This window comes from Myxococcus vastator (assembly GCF_010894475.1).
Taxonomy (GTDB): domain Bacteria; phylum Myxococcota; class Myxococcia; order Myxococcales; family Myxococcaceae; genus Myxococcus; species Myxococcus vastator.
Genome location: NZ_JAAIYB010000020.1, coordinates 24,560 through 40,004, shown reverse-complemented (window position 1 = coordinate 40,004; position 15,445 = coordinate 24,560). Strand labels below are relative to the sequence as shown.

Here is a 15,445-nt window from a genome sequence, read left to right as displayed (position 1 = left end):
CTCTCCCCCCGCCCTCACCCCAGGGTGAGGGAACCGGCTGCCAGGCTTCCGCCTCGGCGGCAGCCGCGGAGGACTCCCGTCCTCCGTGGTGGAAGGCGCTGCGCGCCTGAGATTAAAGACAAACAAAACTGCTGCTGGCCGTGGAAGGGTCGCGCCCTACCCCACGCCTTCGCCCCGCGTGGGCCGGGCGCCCGGCCCACGACTCCGAAACGCAGTGCCTCTTCCCGTCGCAGGTGCCCAGCGGTCGGCCCCTCTCCCTCGCAGTGCTCGACAGACGGCAGCAGGGGCCCAATCCCCTCTGTCACCCGCACGCACCCCCGCACTTGCTGCTGTCGATTCGGTTCGGGGGAACCCCTCACCTCACTGCCAGCTTCCCGGGCCGGAGCACTCGCGTGCTCCTGCGACGACCACGCTCACCCGACGACGGCAACCGGCGCTCGCACTTCACTGGACGGAGAATTGCTTTTGTGTATGTCTTTATTGACTTGCTGTAGCACGTCACATATATAGAAGGGGTGGTTTTGGCGTCGGTTCCGACGCGTCACCACCCCGACGAGGAGGACTCGACGGGCACCGGCGAGGAGCCGGAAAGGCACACCGCATGTCTGATTCGCTGTTCGAGACGTTTGGCGAGGTCATCGCCTCCTACTCCCGGGCCGAGGCCATCGAGGACGGCGAGCTGGTTGACGTCACGGCCTCCGCCGCCGCCCTCACGGGCATCCGCTACCCGGTGGCCATCACTCGCGCCGCCTGGGCCGAGGCCGTTGCCCCGGCTGGCCCGACGGACCCGCGAGCGTCCGCGCGCCTCCTGGTGGTCCTCCTGCTGCTCCGCAGCGCCATCAAGCTCGCGAACGGCCCCACCGACACCCTTTCGTTCCGCGTCCGCGTGCGGGCCTCGCCCGACGAGGAAGCCTCCGTCGTCGCCCTCAAGGCTCTGTGCGGCCCTGGGGACACGCCGGCGCCCGTCATCACCATCACCCTGCCGCACGAAGACTGAGGCCCCATGCTCTACGTCTGTCTTGATTGTGATTTCTGGGTAAACGACGCCATCCCCGAGCGCGACATGCACTTCACCTCAACCGGACACCGCCTCGTGAATCACGAGGTTTTGAAGGCCTCGCATCGCGCCCTCAAGACGCGGGCCCCCGAGTGGCCGTCCGCGCCGTCCACTGGCGCCGCCGTCGCCCCGTCGCTCACCTTCGCTGCCCGGGCCCTGGCCCTGGCCGAGGAAGCGCTCAAGAACGCCAGCGTGGATGCCGCTGAGGTGCCCTTCCTCCCCACTGCCCTGGGGCGGCTCCCCGATAGCGTGGCGCAGCTCGCCGCAGAAACCGGCGCCGCGCGCCGCAAGACGTTGAAGCTCGCGCTCGACGTTGGCCCCGCGAGCCTCACGCCTGCCAAGCACTGAACCGCAGCACAGCAGCACAGCAGCACAGCGCCGGGGAGGACCCGGCGCTCATCAACCGCCGGGGAGGACTCGGCAAGAGGCACACCATGAAGAAGCAGCCCACGAAGAAGCAGGACGCTCAGCAGTCCATCCTTGTCAGCCTCGACAGCCTCACCGAGGCCAACTACCGCAAGGCCTATTCCGAGGACAGCCTGCACGAACTGGCCGCCTCGATTCGCGTTCATGGCGTGCTTGAGCCCGTGCTCGTGCGTCCGAACGACTCCAACGGCTACACGCTCGTCTTCGGGCACCGCAGGTGCCGCGCCGCTCGCATCGCTGGACTCGCCCAGGTGCCCGCCTTCGTCCGGGAGTGCGGCGACGAAGAGGCGCGCGAGCTGGCCCTCATCGAGAACAGCCAGCGCGAGGACCCGCACCCGCTGGACGAGGCCGACGCTCTCCAGGCCCTCATGACCGAGTACGGCCGCAGCATCGCGGAACTCTCGGCGCAAACCGGAAAGTCTGTCAGCCACATCTGGCGGCGCCTCCGGCTGTGCTCTCTGGGCGAGGCCTGCCGCAACGCCTTCATTGATGGCCGACTCACCACGGGCGCGGCCGAAATGCTCGCCACGGTTGCCGACCTGGACCTCCAGGCCCAGGCGCTTGCCGACCTGACGCCGCGCTGGAACCAGGAGCCCGTCACGCTTCTATCTGCTCGCCGCTACGTCGAGGAGCGGTGCCACCTCCTCTTGGCAAACGCGCCCTTCCCCGTCGCGGATGCCTCGCTGGATGGCCGCCCGGCCTGCAACGGCTGCCCGAAGCGCACCGGCGCTCAACCGCTGCTCTTCGGCCAGCCGACGAAGAAAGACGACAGGTGCACGGACTCCGCCTGCTACACCGCCAAGAAGGAAGCGGCTTGGACGCGCACCCTCGAAACCGCGCTGGAGAAGGGACACGAAGTCCTCGATGACGAGGACTCCTTCAAGGCCTTCCCGCATGGGGAGCACCTCCCCATGAACAGCCCATTCGTGGACTTGGCCGCCAAGTGCTACAGCGACCCCAAGCACCGCACGTGGGGCGCTGTCCTCGGCCAACAGGGGAAGGGCCTGCCGCGCGTCATCGCTCGGGACCGGTCCGGCCGCGTGCACCAGCTCGTGACGCGCGACGATGCCTCAATCGTGCTCAAGGCAGTCGCGCCCTCTGTTGCGAAGGCTGCCTCCAGGTCGCTCGCGGCGCCCGAGGACACCCGCAAGCAGCAGGCGGAGCAGCGCAAGGAGAACGCGAAGCGCAGCGCAACTGTGGACCGTGGGCTTGCTCGCCTCGTGGAGCACGTCGAAGGCAACGAGCCCACCGACGATGTTCTCCGCCTCCTCGCGGAGGGGTTCTTCGAGGGCTCCTGGTCCGATGTCATCCGGTCCACCGTCAAGCGGCGCGGCCTCACCGTGCCCAAGGGTGAACAGCCCGCCATCGTGCTCCATGCGCACCTCGCCACGCTCACCGGGCGGCAGTTGCTGGCGTTCTGCCTCGAAATGGTGACCGCGCGTTGCGCCTGCCCCGGCTACGGCACTCACTACGGGAGCGCCTTCATGCGCGCGCTGGGCCTGCTCAACTGCGACGTGCAGGAGCTGGAGCGCGACGCCGCCTAGCTCGATGCGACGGGGGAGGGACCTCCCCTCCCCTTCTCTCTCTCCATGACGCCCACCGCACAGGGGGACCTCTTCCCGGAGGTCCCGTCCGTCGGCGCCTGCCGTCTATGCGGCGCCCATCGCTACAATCCCGCGTGCCCGTACTGCCCGATGCGGCAAGCGCATCACGCAGCCGCAGGCCGCACAGACCTGGTCTCCGGAGAGAGCGAGCGTGCAGCAGCGCTCGCCGCAGCAGTTGCGCGGCGCCAACGTCTCGCAGAACTCCAACGCCCGGTCCGCCTTGCCCTTGTGGGGTGCGGCAAGTCTAAGCGCGCCTCCGCTGCAACGCTGGGGGAGCTCTACTCCGGCTCTCTCTTCACCGCCGCCTACCGGCATGCTCAACGCACCGCCGACGAGGTCTTCATCCTCTCGGCTTTCTATGGCGCTGCATCCCCGGCGCTGACGCCAGTTCTTCCAGGGGGGCTCGACTACGATTTGAAGCTCACTTCAACTCGCGACGAGCAAGAGGCATGGGGACACCGGGTTGGAGCCGCCCTCGAACGCGCGTTCCGGGGCCTGACGGTGGATGTCACTATCTACGCCAGCCGCCTCTATGCCGACGCAGTGAAACCGTTTCTCCCACAGAGCTGGAGTTGCTCCACCCCTCTCGATGGACTAGGCCTGTTCGAGCGCCTGTCCTGGTTCTCCTCTCATGACGACCGATAAACTCATGGCCCTCGCCCGACAGAAAACCGCTGAAGCCGACGCGCATTCAGCCGCCATCGCGCGGGAGCGCGCCGCCGCAGCGGAGCTGCTGGACACGCTCTGCACGCAGCTCCTGCCGTACCTGCCGACGGTTGCCGGCCGTATCCCCTCCGGTTGGGACGGGAACGGCATGAGCTACAGCGACTCAATCGGCGTGAACGTTTCGAGCAACCCCGCGAACATCCCGAAGGCGACCCCGGGCAACGTGCTCTACCTCCTGGTGGACGGCACGTTTCTCGCGGTGCACCACTCCGACATGCCACGTTGGAATGCAGTGCCGCTCACCACCGGCCAAGCTCTGGCCGTTGCGCGGCTGCCCAGCATCGTGGCCGCACTCGAACGGGCCTTCACCTCGCAGAACCGAGCCGCGGCAACGACAGCCGCCAACGACCAGGCCGAGCGCCTCACTGCGCTGGCGCGGCTGCTGCGCTAACCCGTTTCAACAAAGGCGCTTCGCGGCGGCTTCAGCGGCGCGCGAAGGGGTCGGGCAGTTCACGCATGAGCCGTGCGAGAAACGCGCGGCGCTGCTCGTCGGCCGGGGCATTGGATCCGCGCTCAGGTGCATTCATCCAAATGCCTGTGCATCGATTGCAGAGGCGCATGCCCGTCTGCTCGACGCTCTGCTCAACTGCTCTGCCGAAGCAAGGCCCGACCTCGCACTCTTCTCGGTCGTCACTCTGCCACTGACTCTCCAGCATACGTTTCGTGATGCTCATCTGACCTCCACGAGTGCGTGCAACGTACCGCGTAACTCCACTGCCCCCCTCTGCAATCTCAGGGAGGAGGGGGGGGTAGGGTATTGTCACACCGGGCTTGCTATGGCATGCCTGAGTGATTGACCGCCCTCCGAGCGCGAGCGTATAACCTCCACCTTGTCAACAGCCCGCCACGGCGGGGGGAGGGGACCCACACTGTGGTCCGCAAAATCACGCTGCTCAATCACAAGGGAGGCGTCGCCAAAACGACCACATCGGTCGAGTTGGCGGTCTCGCTTGCCGTCAAAGGGAAGAGGGTCTTGCTTATCGACTTCGATCAGCAGGCCAATGCATCCCAGTACGTAGATCTGCACTCGGACAATCTCGAAAGCGTCCCACGTTCAGCAGACCTCTTGACAGGCGGGACGTTTGCCCCCGTCAAGAACCAACTGCTGGAAGGCCTCGATGTTGTCCCGTCTTGCCTGCCGCTCGCGGGCGCGGAAGGCGTGCTGGAGCGCAAGTTTCCGACAAGCCTTGTCGCCCGTCGAAGGGCCCTCGCTGACGCGCTCCGACCCCACGAACATGCATATGATTTCATTCTCGTGGACTGCCCTCCGACTCTTTCGTTGCTCGTAGATAACGCGCTCGTCGCGTGCCCTGAGATTCTCGTTCCAGTGAAGCTGGATGCGTTGTCGCTGTCCGGTGCAATTACGCTGCACCAGCACGTCCGTGCGCTAGCTGAAATCTCCCAACCCCAGCTCCGCTTCCTGGGAGCGCTGGGGACATTCGCCAAGCCGCGCACGACGATTTCAGCCACGATGCTGGAGCGCCTGAAACGCCTCTACGGCGACGAGACTGTCTTTCAAACAGTCATCCATGTGCGTGAATCCTTCCTGAAGGCAGCCGACCAAGGGCGCCCACTCAGTTTCTTCAAGCGCAAAGACCCGGGCGCAATCGAATACAGCCAGCTCGCAGACGAGGTGATTAGCCGTGGCAAACCCCAATAAGCCCCAGACCGGATTGGCCGCACGTCATGATGCCTTGCAGCCCCTGGTGATGCCCACCACCAAGAAGGACCACGATGCAGAACTGATTGATGTCGACCTGCTCAAGAGGAGTCCGCATCAGCGCATCAACCGAACTCCGGAGCAGGTGCAGGAGATGGCGGCCAGTATCAAGGCAAATGGCCTGCTCACGCCCATCCTTTGTCGCCCTGACGAGAACGCTCCGGGCGAGTACCACCTGATTTTCGGACACTGCCGCCATGCTGCCTACGCGTTCCTTCGGGACGCCGCCCTCAAGGAAGGAAGGGCTGATGACGCGCAGAAGTGGGCGCGCATTCCTGCCGTCAAGCGAGTCGGGCTCACGGACGCCGAGGCAGCCACGCTGACGGCTGTCGAAAACCTCCAGCGCAATGACGGCACCGCACTTGAGCAAGCCGCACAGGTCGCGATGCTGCGCGACGCCCATGGCGCCCAGGCAAAGACCGAGAAGGAGCTGGCGCGCGCACTTGCTGAAAAAGCCGGGCTGAGCGAAGGCAAGGTTTATCGCCTGCTCAGGCTCTTTGACGCCCCGCAACCCATCCGGAAGGCCGTTGATGACGGCTGGTTCGAGCACAGCGTTGCTCTGGCCTTCATGCCGCTCTGGCGCCCGCTCTTGCAGTGGGCTCGCCCGAAGGCAGAGAAGGAGGCAGGCAAGGGGCGTCACACGGAGCTGGCCTCCAATGACGACACCGGGGAATCGGACGTGCCGGAGACGGAGACCGACGCCGCCATCGCCTCTGCTCTCAAGGGCGCTTCAAAGGGCGTGCGCCGTTCCGCCATCAAAATCGCAAAGGAGGAGCTTGCAGGATTCGTCCATGTCGCGCACCAGAAGGAATGGAGCAAGGTTCGCATTGAGACGGAGGTCGGAGCCCGCGTCGACCGCCTCAAGGGCAAGCCCCCCACAAAGCCGACGGCTGAGGCCGAAGGGGAGGGTGGTGAGAACGACGACGGCCAAGAGAAGCGCGGCGCCAAGGCGCTATTCCGGGATAAGGGAACTCAATTCATCCTCTATCCGCAGAACGTCACAACCGCCGGAGCGGATGAAAAAGAGGCGCTTATTGCGCGCCTCGAAGCCCTCATCCGGGACCTGAAGGCTCCCGGGGGCACGGGCGCCTAGCGCCGTTTCACCGGTGAAACGGCACGCGGCGCCCTTGCCGTTTCACCGGTGAAACGGCACGCCCATTCGCAAGGCGAATGTGGCGTAACCTGTTGAAATCTCACGATTTCCCGTCCCGAGTGTTCGGGACTCCAGGGTCGAGCGGGAGCGCAAAACGGGCTTTCCAACCGCGTCGACCCATCGCAGAAACTCAAATCTGCGAATTTATTTAATAATCTCAGGTCCTTAGGCCACCTGAGATTGTGCCAGATGGTTGCTCCAAGGGCTGAAAAATCACCCCCTCAGTCCCCCTAAAACAGCCGTGGTGCAGACCATCTGGCACAAATGAATGAAATAGACGCACAATTGAATACAGGCATTGGTGTGTCTGGAGCTGACTTGCTAAGGCGAGTCAGGGGTTTTTAGGGGGAGGAAAGGGAAGGGAAGCAACATGGGAAATCACGCAACTAGGCAGCAAGAAGCCCTCGATGCATCGGCACAGTCGACGTCAACCGGAGTGCTGTTCCTGCTCGTTGGTGGGGTCGTCATCTTCGCGTACCACTTGCAGCGACTCCCTCCAGGTGAGGCAGTGGCGCAGCTAGTGGAGCACTCGAACTGGCTGGGCGTGGCCGGACTTGTTCTGCTGGCGCCGCTCATTGGGTTCGGACTCTTCGATTACCGGAGCGCGGAACGTCGGACCTACGTGCCGCCATCGCTTCCGACTCAGGTAGCAAGAGCCATCGCCTACGGTCTCGGGTTGCTGCTCGCGCAGCTCCTGCTGATGGCGGCGTGGCGCCCAGCGTTAGTCGTAATGCTCTCCGAGCTGGAGGAGCGCGCCGCAAGCCTCTTGCTGTTGGTGCTGCCCCTCGCGGCGTTGGCCTGGGCGCTGACGATGAAGCGCCGAACCTTCATCGTCCCGGAGCTGCCGAGCTATCGAGAGGTCGTGGAGGCCCAGCGGGAAACCTACGACTTCGTGATTGGGCGGACGGGAACCGAGTGGAAGACAGGGGAGGGTGACCCCTCCTGGTGTGTCATTCCGAGGGACGCGATGTTCGCGAACATCTACTGCCTCGGCGGGATTGGTTCCGGCAAGACGTCCGCAGTGGCGAAGCCTCTGATGGACCAGGCCATCTTCAAGTTTCCGAACGACCCGAAACAGAAGGTGGGGGGCCTGATTCTGGACGCGAAGGGCAACAACGCGAACTACATCCTCATGCGGGCTCAGCAGGCGGGGCGCGGAAAGGACGTGGTCATCATCCGGCCCGGCGGTGACTGGAGCTTCAATCCGCTTGGAAGTGGGACTCCGAACGCCCTGGCCGCCAAGCTCGTGGCGGCGCTGGAAGTGATGACCGAGCAGGAGTCCAACAGCTACTACAAGAAGATGCAGACGGAATTCGCCACCGCCGCGTTTCAGGTCCTCCAGGACGCGATGGGGGTAGGGAAGTTCTCACTGATGGACCTCTACCGCTTCACCACGAACCAGCAGTTCCAGCAGCAAATGCTCGACGCTGCGAAGCCGAAGGCCAGCCTCGGCTATCAGTGGTTCATCGACCAGTGGAGCCAGGAAGACCCCAAGGAAAAGATGATGCTCACGAAGGGGTTCCGCGCCGACCTGATGAAGTTCGTTCAGGACGACATGGCCTCAACGTTCTGCAAGACGGACGCGAACTTTCCCGGCTGGAAAGCAGTCCTGGAGGAGGGGAAGATCGTGGTCTTCTCCATGTCCTTGGACCAGTACGGCGCCCTCGCAAGGGCTATGGGCATCTTCGTGCTTATCGACTTCCAGGCCCAGATGCTGGCCCGGACGACGCCTGATTTTCGGAAGTCCGGCGGCAACACTGAGCGCCTGGTGATGTGCTTCTTGGACGAAGTTTGGGCCTACATGAACCCCGGCATCGCGGAGTTCACCAGCGTCTCGCGTGAGTCGCGGTGCTGTACCGTTGCCCTTCACCAGGGCCTCGACCAGATCCCCTTGAAGTATCGCGGAACCATCACGGGTAACTTCCGGACCAGCGTCATCCTGGCGGTGAACGACCTCCTATCCATGGAGACGTTTGCGAAGCTGTTCGGCTCGCACAAGGAGACCCGTGCGAGTCGCAGCGAGTCCACTGGATATTCGGGAGTCGAGAAGGACCTGCTGACGGACCACCTCACGGCAAAAGCAGGAGGGGAGAGCCGGAGCGTGTCCGTCAGTCTGACGGAGGTTGATGCTCCCCGGTTCAGCTCCGACGACATTCTCCGTCTTCCGGAGCGGACCGCCGTCCTCCAGATGTTCGACGGGTTGAGGACGAGTCACCCTCGGTTGGTAAAGCTCCTCCCCAACTACCTCGAAGAGAACCGCATCCTCCCCGGTGAAGATCCGAAGGTCTGACATGGCCAGCCCTTACGACATCCTCGCGAAGTACAATCCGATGGTGGCCGCGATGAGGAACGGCATGGAGCTGGTGCGTGAGCCCGAGTTCCAACATGCCGTCGGAATCGCGGCTGCGAAGATTGTGCGCGCCGAGCTGTTCCAGAATCCGCACCTCCGGAACCGGGCCATCATCGAGTTCGTCGCGCGGGCCGGGCTGGTGAGCACGGACCAGGTCATCAACCGGTACATCCGGGAGGAGGGTGAAAGCCTCTTCGACGCGCAGAGGAGGGGAGGGGCAATCCTCAAGCGGCTGATGCTTGGCGAGTACCTCCAAGCGAGGCCCGTGGTGGTGAGCACCATCAACCTTGCCACTGCTGGCGACGTGCACAGCGGTGACCAGGTCGTCGACGCCGTCCTCAAGGCGCGCAAATGGGCGCCCATGGGGCGGCAGGTGTTCACCCGCGCTGTGTACGTGACGCCGAAAGCGGCAGGAGAGTTCAACCTGCCGCTGCCGCCCACGTTCCGCGAGAACTTCGTCCAGCACCACCTGAAGACGATGGATGCGCTGCTTCAGACTGAGAAGGAGCTTCTCTCGCGCGGGTACAAAGTCCTCGACATCAAGGGGGAGGAGAAGCTGATTCGCGAGGCCTTCCGCGCTGAGCTCCAGGGCAGGGCAGGGCAGGGGCAACAGCGCAAGGCTGCTGCGCACTATCCCGACGCTCAGTTGGTAGTGGTGACGCCGACAGGCGAGCGCCAAGCAATCAACATCGAGTACGTCACCGGCAAGTACACCGACAAGATGATCGCCGCAAAGGCGGCATCCTTCAGCGGCCCTACCATCTGGGCTGCTGACAAACTCGGGACTGCTCGGAGAATCGAGCGCATCACCGGGCAGGAGGCTCTCCTCGTATGACTGCGAGAGCGCCACGCGTACGACCTGGTCGCCAACCTCTCGCTGAGGAGTTGGCGCCGGAGCTGCGGACCTTCCTGGTGCTGCTCTCCCGGTTGCGCGTCTGCACTGTCACCCAGGCCTACTGGCTCCACGACGCGTTCCGCGCCGTGAGCCGCCAGCGGACGCGCCACGCGCCAACGCTTCGGCCGCGCACCGAGCGGAGCACTCTGGCTCGGCTGGAGACGCTGGTCCGAAACGGCTACCTCCGGAAGGAGCCGTTCAACCCCTCGATGGGGGCGCGGACTCGCAACGTGTACCGACTGCGAAACCGCGGCGTCCGTGTCGCCGGCCAGGAGGGAAACACCTATCTCCTGGAGCGGCCGACGCAGGAGGTGTTGGAGTACCTCCTATTTCGGAATGACCTGTACGCCGCCGCGCGCTTGGAGGGCTGGCGTATCGCCAGCACCCTCCTTGCGCCGGAGCACGAATCCACCTGGCTGGAGCTGCTCGGAATCTGGACTGCACTCGAGCTTCGGCAGCAGCTCCAAGGCCTCAAGGAACGAGGTGCGGGCCCTGCCGCACAGCAAGCTCTATCCGACGACCTCAAGCGCCTCAAGACCACGATGCCGCAGCAGCTCACCTGGGAGTTTCTCTATCGCCAGGACTCCAGAGGGTTGCTGACTGATGTGGCGCTACTTGTCTGCGATGACCCCAGGCGGAGCGTGCCCGTCCAGCTCGCCCAACTTCCTGCCGTTGGTCTCAGTCGGGCGCGGTTGGTTCTCCGCGACGTCAAATCCACCTACGATGCCACGGCCGGGCGGCTCCTAGAGGAGAGTCCGCGGCTTGTAAAGTGGCGGAAGCTACTCCTTGGGAGGTATCCCAAAAGCCGCTTTCCTCAACTACACACCGACGAGCTGCTTCCTGGCCTGTGGAACTACCAGCTCGGCACCTCAGCAGCGCCCTTGTCGCCTCTCCGAATGGAGGTCTCCACATGAAGGATGGTCGCCCAGCATCTTCGACGCCCGGGACCTTGTGGTCCTGCAACGCCTGCACGTTCGCGACGACAGTCGAAAGCATCGCGGATCACCACAAGCGCACGAATGGCCATGCGATGCGCAAGGCTGCGCTTCCTGGGGGGGCTATTCCAGACAGTGGTTCGAAGCTCCTACACTGAGCGGATGGCCCGACCTCGACACGAGCAGCTCCTTGAGCAGCTCCACCAGCGCCTGGTGCCGCTGGTGGGGCGGCTCAAGTCGGTCCCGCTCACGCGGCCAACTCAGGCCCTCCAAGCTCGCATCGCATCGAGCATCAAGGACGCGAGCGACTACAGTCGGGGTGCCCAGCGCGGCTTGAGGCTCAACCAGATGCACGTCGAGTTACAGCTCGAAAGGGCACTCACTGATTGTGCTGAACTCGAAAGACTTCTCGGGGCAGCCCAGGGGCCCTCGGAATCCTAGTTCTGGCGTGCTATAGAAAGCCCGATGCGACGAATGCTCACCTCCAGATGTGAAAGCTGCGGCGGCCAACTCCCTTCGTTGGAATCGTTGCAGGAGGTGCTGTCGACGGCACGCCTGTCGGCCAAGGCCTCCGCCACTGTTGAGGTTGCAACGTATCGGCGGAGGTACTCTGACCTCCTGAACTCCACGGCACGCGAAAGACGTCTGGACGACCGGAGCCACTGGCAAACCATCCGTGCATCGACGCTCGAAGGGGTTGTCGAGGATGCGGCAGCGCGGCTTGAGGGCTTCTGCGGTCGCCGCTGCCGGCAGCACCACCAGCGCTACAGCGAGTTCAGGTTGCTGCGGCAGCTTGTGTGCCTCCAGCTCCTCCGAGCCACGCCCCTTACGCAAGCTCCCGCTGTTACAGAGGCGCAAAGAACCGCGGCGATTCGTCTTGTAAATCCTTCAAGGATTTCGCCACCACATGAGGTGCGCGACACCTCCAAATTCGAGAGGCTAGTAGCCTCCATGGTGGCTGGGGGCTGGCAGGGCCGCCCGCTCCTCGTGGTGCCCTACCGCGGACGATTTCGGGCCATCACAGGTAGCCATCGGACAGCCGCAGCCCGCAAGGCCAAGGTAGAAGTCCCGTGTTGGGTGATCCCGTTGTGCGACGCGCTCACCCTTACGCACGACTTCTACGATGGCACGTACAGGTTCAAACACGACGGTGGAGGCATCATCGACGACGTGGACTGGCGCACGGTCCTCAAGGAACTCGGCCACACAGAAGCCGCTGACACCATGAACGCTGAAATCGAAGCGAACGAAGCCGAAGTCGACTCACCCGTTCGGCAGGAGGCCCGCAATGTCTGAGGTGGACCGCATCGCACTTGCCATCGCGGCAGACCAAATCCGCTCTCTGGCGGACAGCGGCGACGGGCATCTCTCGCTTGAGGTGACCGTCCCGGGGTTGGCGGGATTCAACCTCAGAGAGGTTGACCGTGATTCCCTCGACAAGGCCCTCAGCCGCATTGCTGGGCGGCTGCTAGCTGAGTCTCACGCGGCCGATCCTCTGGACGACTCCAGCGATGGCCGGGCTTGTTCCTGTGGTCACGGCCCGGAGTGGCACGACGCCTCTTGGCCTGCTTCCTCCAAGTGTCACCACAACGCGTGTCCTTGTTGCCTCTACGCCCCAAGCAGCGCTCCGAATCGGCGTCCGTGATAACTAGTTCGGCCACGTAAGTTGCTGAATTTACTTGGTTCCGATAATACTGATTATGTCAACTTCACGGGAAGATTCCATGACAGACGTCATTCAACAGAACCTTGATGAAACCCGTAGGCGCGGCCATGCGTTCGAGCCAACGGGAACGGGCTACTACTGTCCCAAGTGCAAGAGCGTGGCGCCTCTGGACCACCCTGACGCTGCGAAATCCATTCGAGGCGGCGAGTGCATTCCAGCCGTTGCCGACTGGTGCCGCCACAAGACGTTGATGGAGCTCGCGCGCGACTCCGGCGGGCTGCACATGCGCCGCGCCTCTACCCTCGCGTGCATCAAGGACGGCTACGGACGCTCCTTCGTCCCGCAGCAGCGAACCGAGCTGCTCTGTCTCTCCATCCTCCTGGGCGAGCAGGACGATGCGATACGCGCTGGGGAGCGACTCCGCGCGCTTCCCGACGCGGGCGACTGCCAAGCAGCCGTCGACCTCTGCGTCGACTTTCGCCGGACCGCTCTCAACACTCCCATGTAGTCCACAAGCATGCCGCGCCTCCCAGCACCATCACCCTGTAGGGGGATTGCGCGCGGCATTTCGTGTCCCTAGTCTTGGAGCTGCCCGGGTTCCGCAGTGATGCCGCAAGGCGTTGGGCAGTCCGCGGGCAGGTCGGCGTGGAGTAACCTCTCGCAGTGATGCCGCAAGGCGTTGCAGTACCGGAGACCTGCTGTGATGCCGCAAGGCGTTGAGCACTTGGTCTCTGCACGGGTGACGAGCTGCACGACTTCACCTTCTCGCAGTGACGCCGCAAGGCGACGGGCTGGGCCTTCGGGCCTGGCCCTTTTTCGTTCCGGGAATAGATGATTATCTATTGACTGGGTGGGAATAGATATATACCTATTCCCGGCGTCCCGAAATCGACGGGCCGCCGCGATGCAACTTCGCGCGTTCTGACGTCTTCCGTTTTGAGCAGTTTCTTCGCGGGCCTACGGGCCCGATGCCGCAAGGCGATGCCGCCGCTTCCTGCTGCGGTCAACCACCCCCCGCTACGCGCGGGCCCGGAGCCACCATGTCCCTTGCCATCACCTCTCTTGAAGTGTCGCGCCACTGCCGTGAGGACGCTCACGCTGCTCTTCTCGCCGCCTTCCGCCCCTTCGGTTCGCTCGACCAGGCCGAAGTCCTAGCCGCGGCGTTGCTCGACTGGGTTTCCGCCCCCCCTTCTACGGAACGCGGCAGCATCGCCGCTCGCATCATGGACGCCTTGTGGGCCACGGACGCGGACCAGGTCACCGACATCAGCTTCCGAGACGGGTGGGAAGTGACGCTCGTCACCCCCACCTCGAAGACACAAATCACCCTCAGCAAGCGAGGCAACTTCAACGTGAAGGTGGTGTTCCCCACTGCCAGTCAGACGCGGGCTAGCACCATTCTCAGCGCTGGACGAACGAGCTCCGTCCACTTCACCGCGACGTCTGGCGCTGCAACCCTCTCGCGTGAGCAGGTCCAGTCGATGCTGCTGGAGCGCGCCAAGACCCACGCCGAGTGGCTCGACGGCCTTCCCGCTGACTACTACCCAGAGGCGGTCCTCGTCGCGATGAAGAGTACGGCCGCTCAAGAGGTCGCGGCGCTGTCATGACGCGCGACCGGCGCCTGACGAACGAACAGGAGGAGCGATTGATTGCGCTTCTCCCCGACGTGGAGGAACCCGTCGTCGCGACGGCCCTCCTCGTGATTGAGCGCCTCGCCCGGGACCTTGAGTCCCAGGGTGGTGACATGGCCGCTATGGCCCCTGGCTGGCGCGATATCGGCCTCGCCCTGGCCTATCAGACCGCTCATTGGCGCTCAGGCCCGCTCGGTGGCTCTGACCCCAACGAGACGTTCCAGCGGCTCGCCGAGTTACATCGTAAGATGCAGCACTGAGCATGCCGCGCAATCACGACCCGCAGAAAACACCGCCGCACGCTCGACGCCTCCCCAAAGGAGCCGTCACTGGGCGCGCGGTGGTGCCGCTTTCGGACCGAACTCAGGCCGCCATCAAGCACCTGGAGGCCTTCGCCGCGTCCCATCCGGAGCTTGAGGAGGCCGCAAACGAAGCTGGCGTCCTTCGCTGGGCGGCCGAGACCCTCGCCCAGCAGCTCGGCGCTACGCTCCCGCCCAAGCCGAAGGGGGCCGCGTCCTCAGACGAATAGACCGTCCACCGCGGTGGACGCGCCCGCCGTGAGCAGCACCAGGTCCTCGCCGCCTTCCGCGTCCCGAGCTACGACGGGAAGCCGCCCCAGCTCCAGGTGCACTACACCCTTCGCGAGGAGGCGTAGCAGCCAGCACCGCGGGGCTCTCCGGAGCCCCGCAGGACTTCGGCACGCCTTCTGCTCTCCCGTCTGTCGTGGCAACGACATCGGAGAGAAAGGCCCTAGCCCAGCAGCTGCTGCTCGTTGAGCGCGAGCTCCAAGCGGCAGTTTCTGCCCTGGACGGCAGTCCAGCGGCCCGGACCCGCTATGCCGCAGCCCTCCAGGCCTACCGAGAGGCCGAAGAACAGGCCTTAACAGCCCTGAAAAACGAGTCTTTGACCCCGGCCAGGGCTTGCCATAGGAAGCCAGATGACTTTCCATAGAAAGTCACCCCGCAGCAGTATTCCCACGGAGCAGCACCCATGAACCGCACCATACCAGTCCTCTTCTCCCTCCTCATCATCACCTTCCCCGGGCTGGCCCTGGCCCAGTCCAACAAGGTCGAATCCGGCATCCTCCGAGCCGTCCCTGTAGCAGTGGGAATCGGGATGGCGATATCCACCGTCATGTTGATCGTTGTCGGAGTGAAGTTCTCCTCGGGTGACCCCGCTGCGAAGGACTCCGCCAAGAGCACGTTGATTGGTGCCGTCATCATCCTGAGCGCGAGCACCATCGCCGGTCTCCTCAAGACCTGGTTCGCCTGAAGGACGAGGC

Annotated in this window: 16 protein-coding genes; 15 read left to right on the top strand and 1 reads right to left on the bottom strand. The window is 64.2% G+C overall.

Annotated features, from left to right (window positions below; translation table 11 throughout):
• Positions 1-601: 601 nt before the first annotated feature.
• The 5 genes from G4D87_RS03530 (at position 602) to G4D87_RS03510 (ending at position 4,204) form a co-directional block, all read left to right on the top strand.
• Positions 602-997, top strand: a complete 396-nt coding sequence (locus G4D87_RS03530) for a DUF6573 family protein (protein ID WP_163778775.1) — start codon at positions 602-604, stop codon at positions 995-997.
• A 6-nt stretch (positions 998-1,003) separates the two neighbouring features.
• Complete coding sequence (locus G4D87_RS03525; protein ID WP_163778772.1) at positions 1,004-1,405, top strand: hypothetical protein; 402 nt, start codon at positions 1,004-1,006, stop codon at positions 1,403-1,405.
• An 86-nt stretch (positions 1,406-1,491) separates the two neighbouring features.
• Positions 1,492-3,027, top strand: coding sequence for a ParB/RepB/Spo0J family partition protein (locus tag G4D87_RS03520; protein WP_163778769.1), 1,536 nt, complete (start codon positions 1,492-1,494; stop codon positions 3,025-3,027).
• 45 nt (positions 3,028-3,072) lie between these two features.
• Positions 3,073-3,732 (top strand): DUF6884 domain-containing protein, encoded by a 660-nt coding sequence (locus tag G4D87_RS03515; RefSeq protein ID WP_163778765.1) that lies wholly within the window; start codon positions 3,073-3,075, stop codon positions 3,730-3,732.
• A complete protein-coding gene (locus tag G4D87_RS03510) occupies positions 3,719-4,204 on the top strand; it encodes a hypothetical protein (protein WP_163778762.1) in 486 nt (161 codons plus the stop codon). Before G4D87_RS03515 ends, G4D87_RS03510 begins: the two co-directional genes overlap by 14 nt.
• A gap of 31 nt (positions 4,205-4,235) precedes the next feature.
• Here G4D87_RS03510 and G4D87_RS03505 read toward each other — a convergent pair whose 3' ends face one another.
• The gene (locus tag G4D87_RS03505; protein WP_163778758.1) at positions 4,236-4,487 is read right to left on the bottom strand and encodes a hypothetical protein; all 252 of its coding nucleotides are present in this window, start codon (positions 4,485-4,487) and stop codon (positions 4,236-4,238) included.
• Positions 4,488-4,684: 197 nt separating this feature from the next.
• On the opposite strand from G4D87_RS03505, the gene G4D87_RS03500 reads away from it, so the two are divergent.
• From G4D87_RS03500 to G4D87_RS03455, 10 genes are all read left to right on the top strand, one after another.
• A complete protein-coding gene (locus tag G4D87_RS03500) occupies positions 4,685-5,473 on the top strand; it encodes a ParA family protein (protein WP_163778755.1) in 789 nt (262 codons plus the stop codon).
• Positions 5,457-6,626, top strand: coding sequence for a ParB/RepB/Spo0J family partition protein (locus tag G4D87_RS03495; RefSeq protein ID WP_163778751.1), 1,170 nt, complete (start codon positions 5,457-5,459; stop codon positions 6,624-6,626). Before G4D87_RS03500 ends, G4D87_RS03495 begins: the two co-directional genes overlap by 17 nt.
• A gap of 430 nt (positions 6,627-7,056) precedes the next feature.
• A complete protein-coding gene (locus tag G4D87_RS03490) occupies positions 7,057-8,976 on the top strand; it encodes a type IV secretory system conjugative DNA transfer family protein (protein WP_163778749.1) in 1,920 nt (639 codons plus the stop codon).
• A 1-nt stretch (position 8,977) separates the two neighbouring features.
• Entirely contained in the window at positions 8,978-9,871 is an 894-nt protein-coding gene (locus tag G4D87_RS03485) for a hypothetical protein (protein WP_163778746.1), read from the top strand.
• 77 nt (positions 9,872-9,948) lie between these two features.
• Complete coding sequence (locus tag G4D87_RS03480) at positions 9,949-10,845, top strand: hypothetical protein (protein WP_205507409.1); 897 nt, start codon at positions 9,949-9,951, stop codon at positions 10,843-10,845.
• A 558-nt stretch (positions 10,846-11,403) separates the two neighbouring features.
• Positions 11,404-12,162 (top strand): ParB/RepB/Spo0J family partition protein, encoded by a 759-nt coding sequence (locus G4D87_RS03475; protein ID WP_240357980.1) that lies wholly within the window; start codon positions 11,404-11,406, stop codon positions 12,160-12,162.
• A 428-nt stretch (positions 12,163-12,590) separates the two neighbouring features.
• A complete protein-coding gene (locus G4D87_RS03470; RefSeq protein ID WP_163778737.1) occupies positions 12,591-13,040 on the top strand; it encodes a hypothetical protein in 450 nt (149 codons plus the stop codon).
• A gap of 532 nt (positions 13,041-13,572) precedes the next feature.
• On the top strand, positions 13,573-14,139 hold the full coding sequence (locus G4D87_RS03465) for a hypothetical protein (RefSeq protein ID WP_163778734.1): 567 nt from the start codon (positions 13,573-13,575) through the stop codon (positions 14,137-14,139).
• Positions 14,136-14,423, top strand: coding sequence for a hypothetical protein (locus G4D87_RS03460; protein ID WP_163778731.1), 288 nt, complete (start codon positions 14,136-14,138; stop codon positions 14,421-14,423). The genes G4D87_RS03465 and G4D87_RS03460 overlap by 4 nt, the downstream gene beginning before the upstream one ends.
• Before the next feature lie 730 nt (positions 14,424-15,153).
• Positions 15,154-15,435 carry a TrbC/VirB2 family protein gene (locus G4D87_RS03455; protein ID WP_163778729.1) on the top strand — a complete coding sequence of 94 codons (282 nt, stop codon included), beginning with the start codon at positions 15,154-15,156 and terminating at the stop codon, positions 15,433-15,435.
• The last annotated feature ends 10 nt before the right edge of the window (positions 15,436-15,445 follow it).

Coding starts and splice junctions, on each gene's coding strand:
- G4D87_RS03530 (WP_163778775.1), top strand. CDS start 602: ATGTCTGATTCGCTGTTCGAGACGTTTGGCGAGGTCATCGCCTCCTAC.
- G4D87_RS03525 (WP_163778772.1), top strand. CDS start 1,004: ATGCTCTACGTCTGTCTTGATTGTGATTTCTGGGTAAACGACGCCATC.
- G4D87_RS03520 (WP_163778769.1), top strand. CDS start 1,492: ATGAAGAAGCAGCCCACGAAGAAGCAGGACGCTCAGCAGTCCATCCTT.
- G4D87_RS03515 (WP_163778765.1), top strand. CDS start 3,073: ATGACGCCCACCGCACAGGGGGACCTCTTCCCGGAGGTCCCGTCCGTC.
- G4D87_RS03510 (WP_163778762.1), top strand. CDS start 3,719: ATGACGACCGATAAACTCATGGCCCTCGCCCGACAGAAAACCGCTGAA.
- G4D87_RS03505 (WP_163778758.1), bottom strand. CDS start 4,487: ATGAGCATCACGAAACGTATGCTGGAGAGTCAGTGGCAGAGTGACGAC.
- G4D87_RS03490 (WP_163778749.1), top strand. CDS start 7,057: ATGGGAAATCACGCAACTAGGCAGCAAGAAGCCCTCGATGCATCGGCA.
- G4D87_RS03485 (WP_163778746.1), top strand. CDS start 8,978: ATGGCCAGCCCTTACGACATCCTCGCGAAGTACAATCCGATGGTGGCC.
- G4D87_RS03470 (WP_163778737.1), top strand. CDS start 12,591: ATGACAGACGTCATTCAACAGAACCTTGATGAAACCCGTAGGCGCGGC.
- G4D87_RS03465 (WP_163778734.1), top strand. CDS start 13,573: ATGTCCCTTGCCATCACCTCTCTTGAAGTGTCGCGCCACTGCCGTGAG.
- G4D87_RS03460 (WP_163778731.1), top strand. CDS start 14,136: ATGACGCGCGACCGGCGCCTGACGAACGAACAGGAGGAGCGATTGATT.
- G4D87_RS03455 (WP_163778729.1), top strand. CDS start 15,154: ATGAACCGCACCATACCAGTCCTCTTCTCCCTCCTCATCATCACCTTC.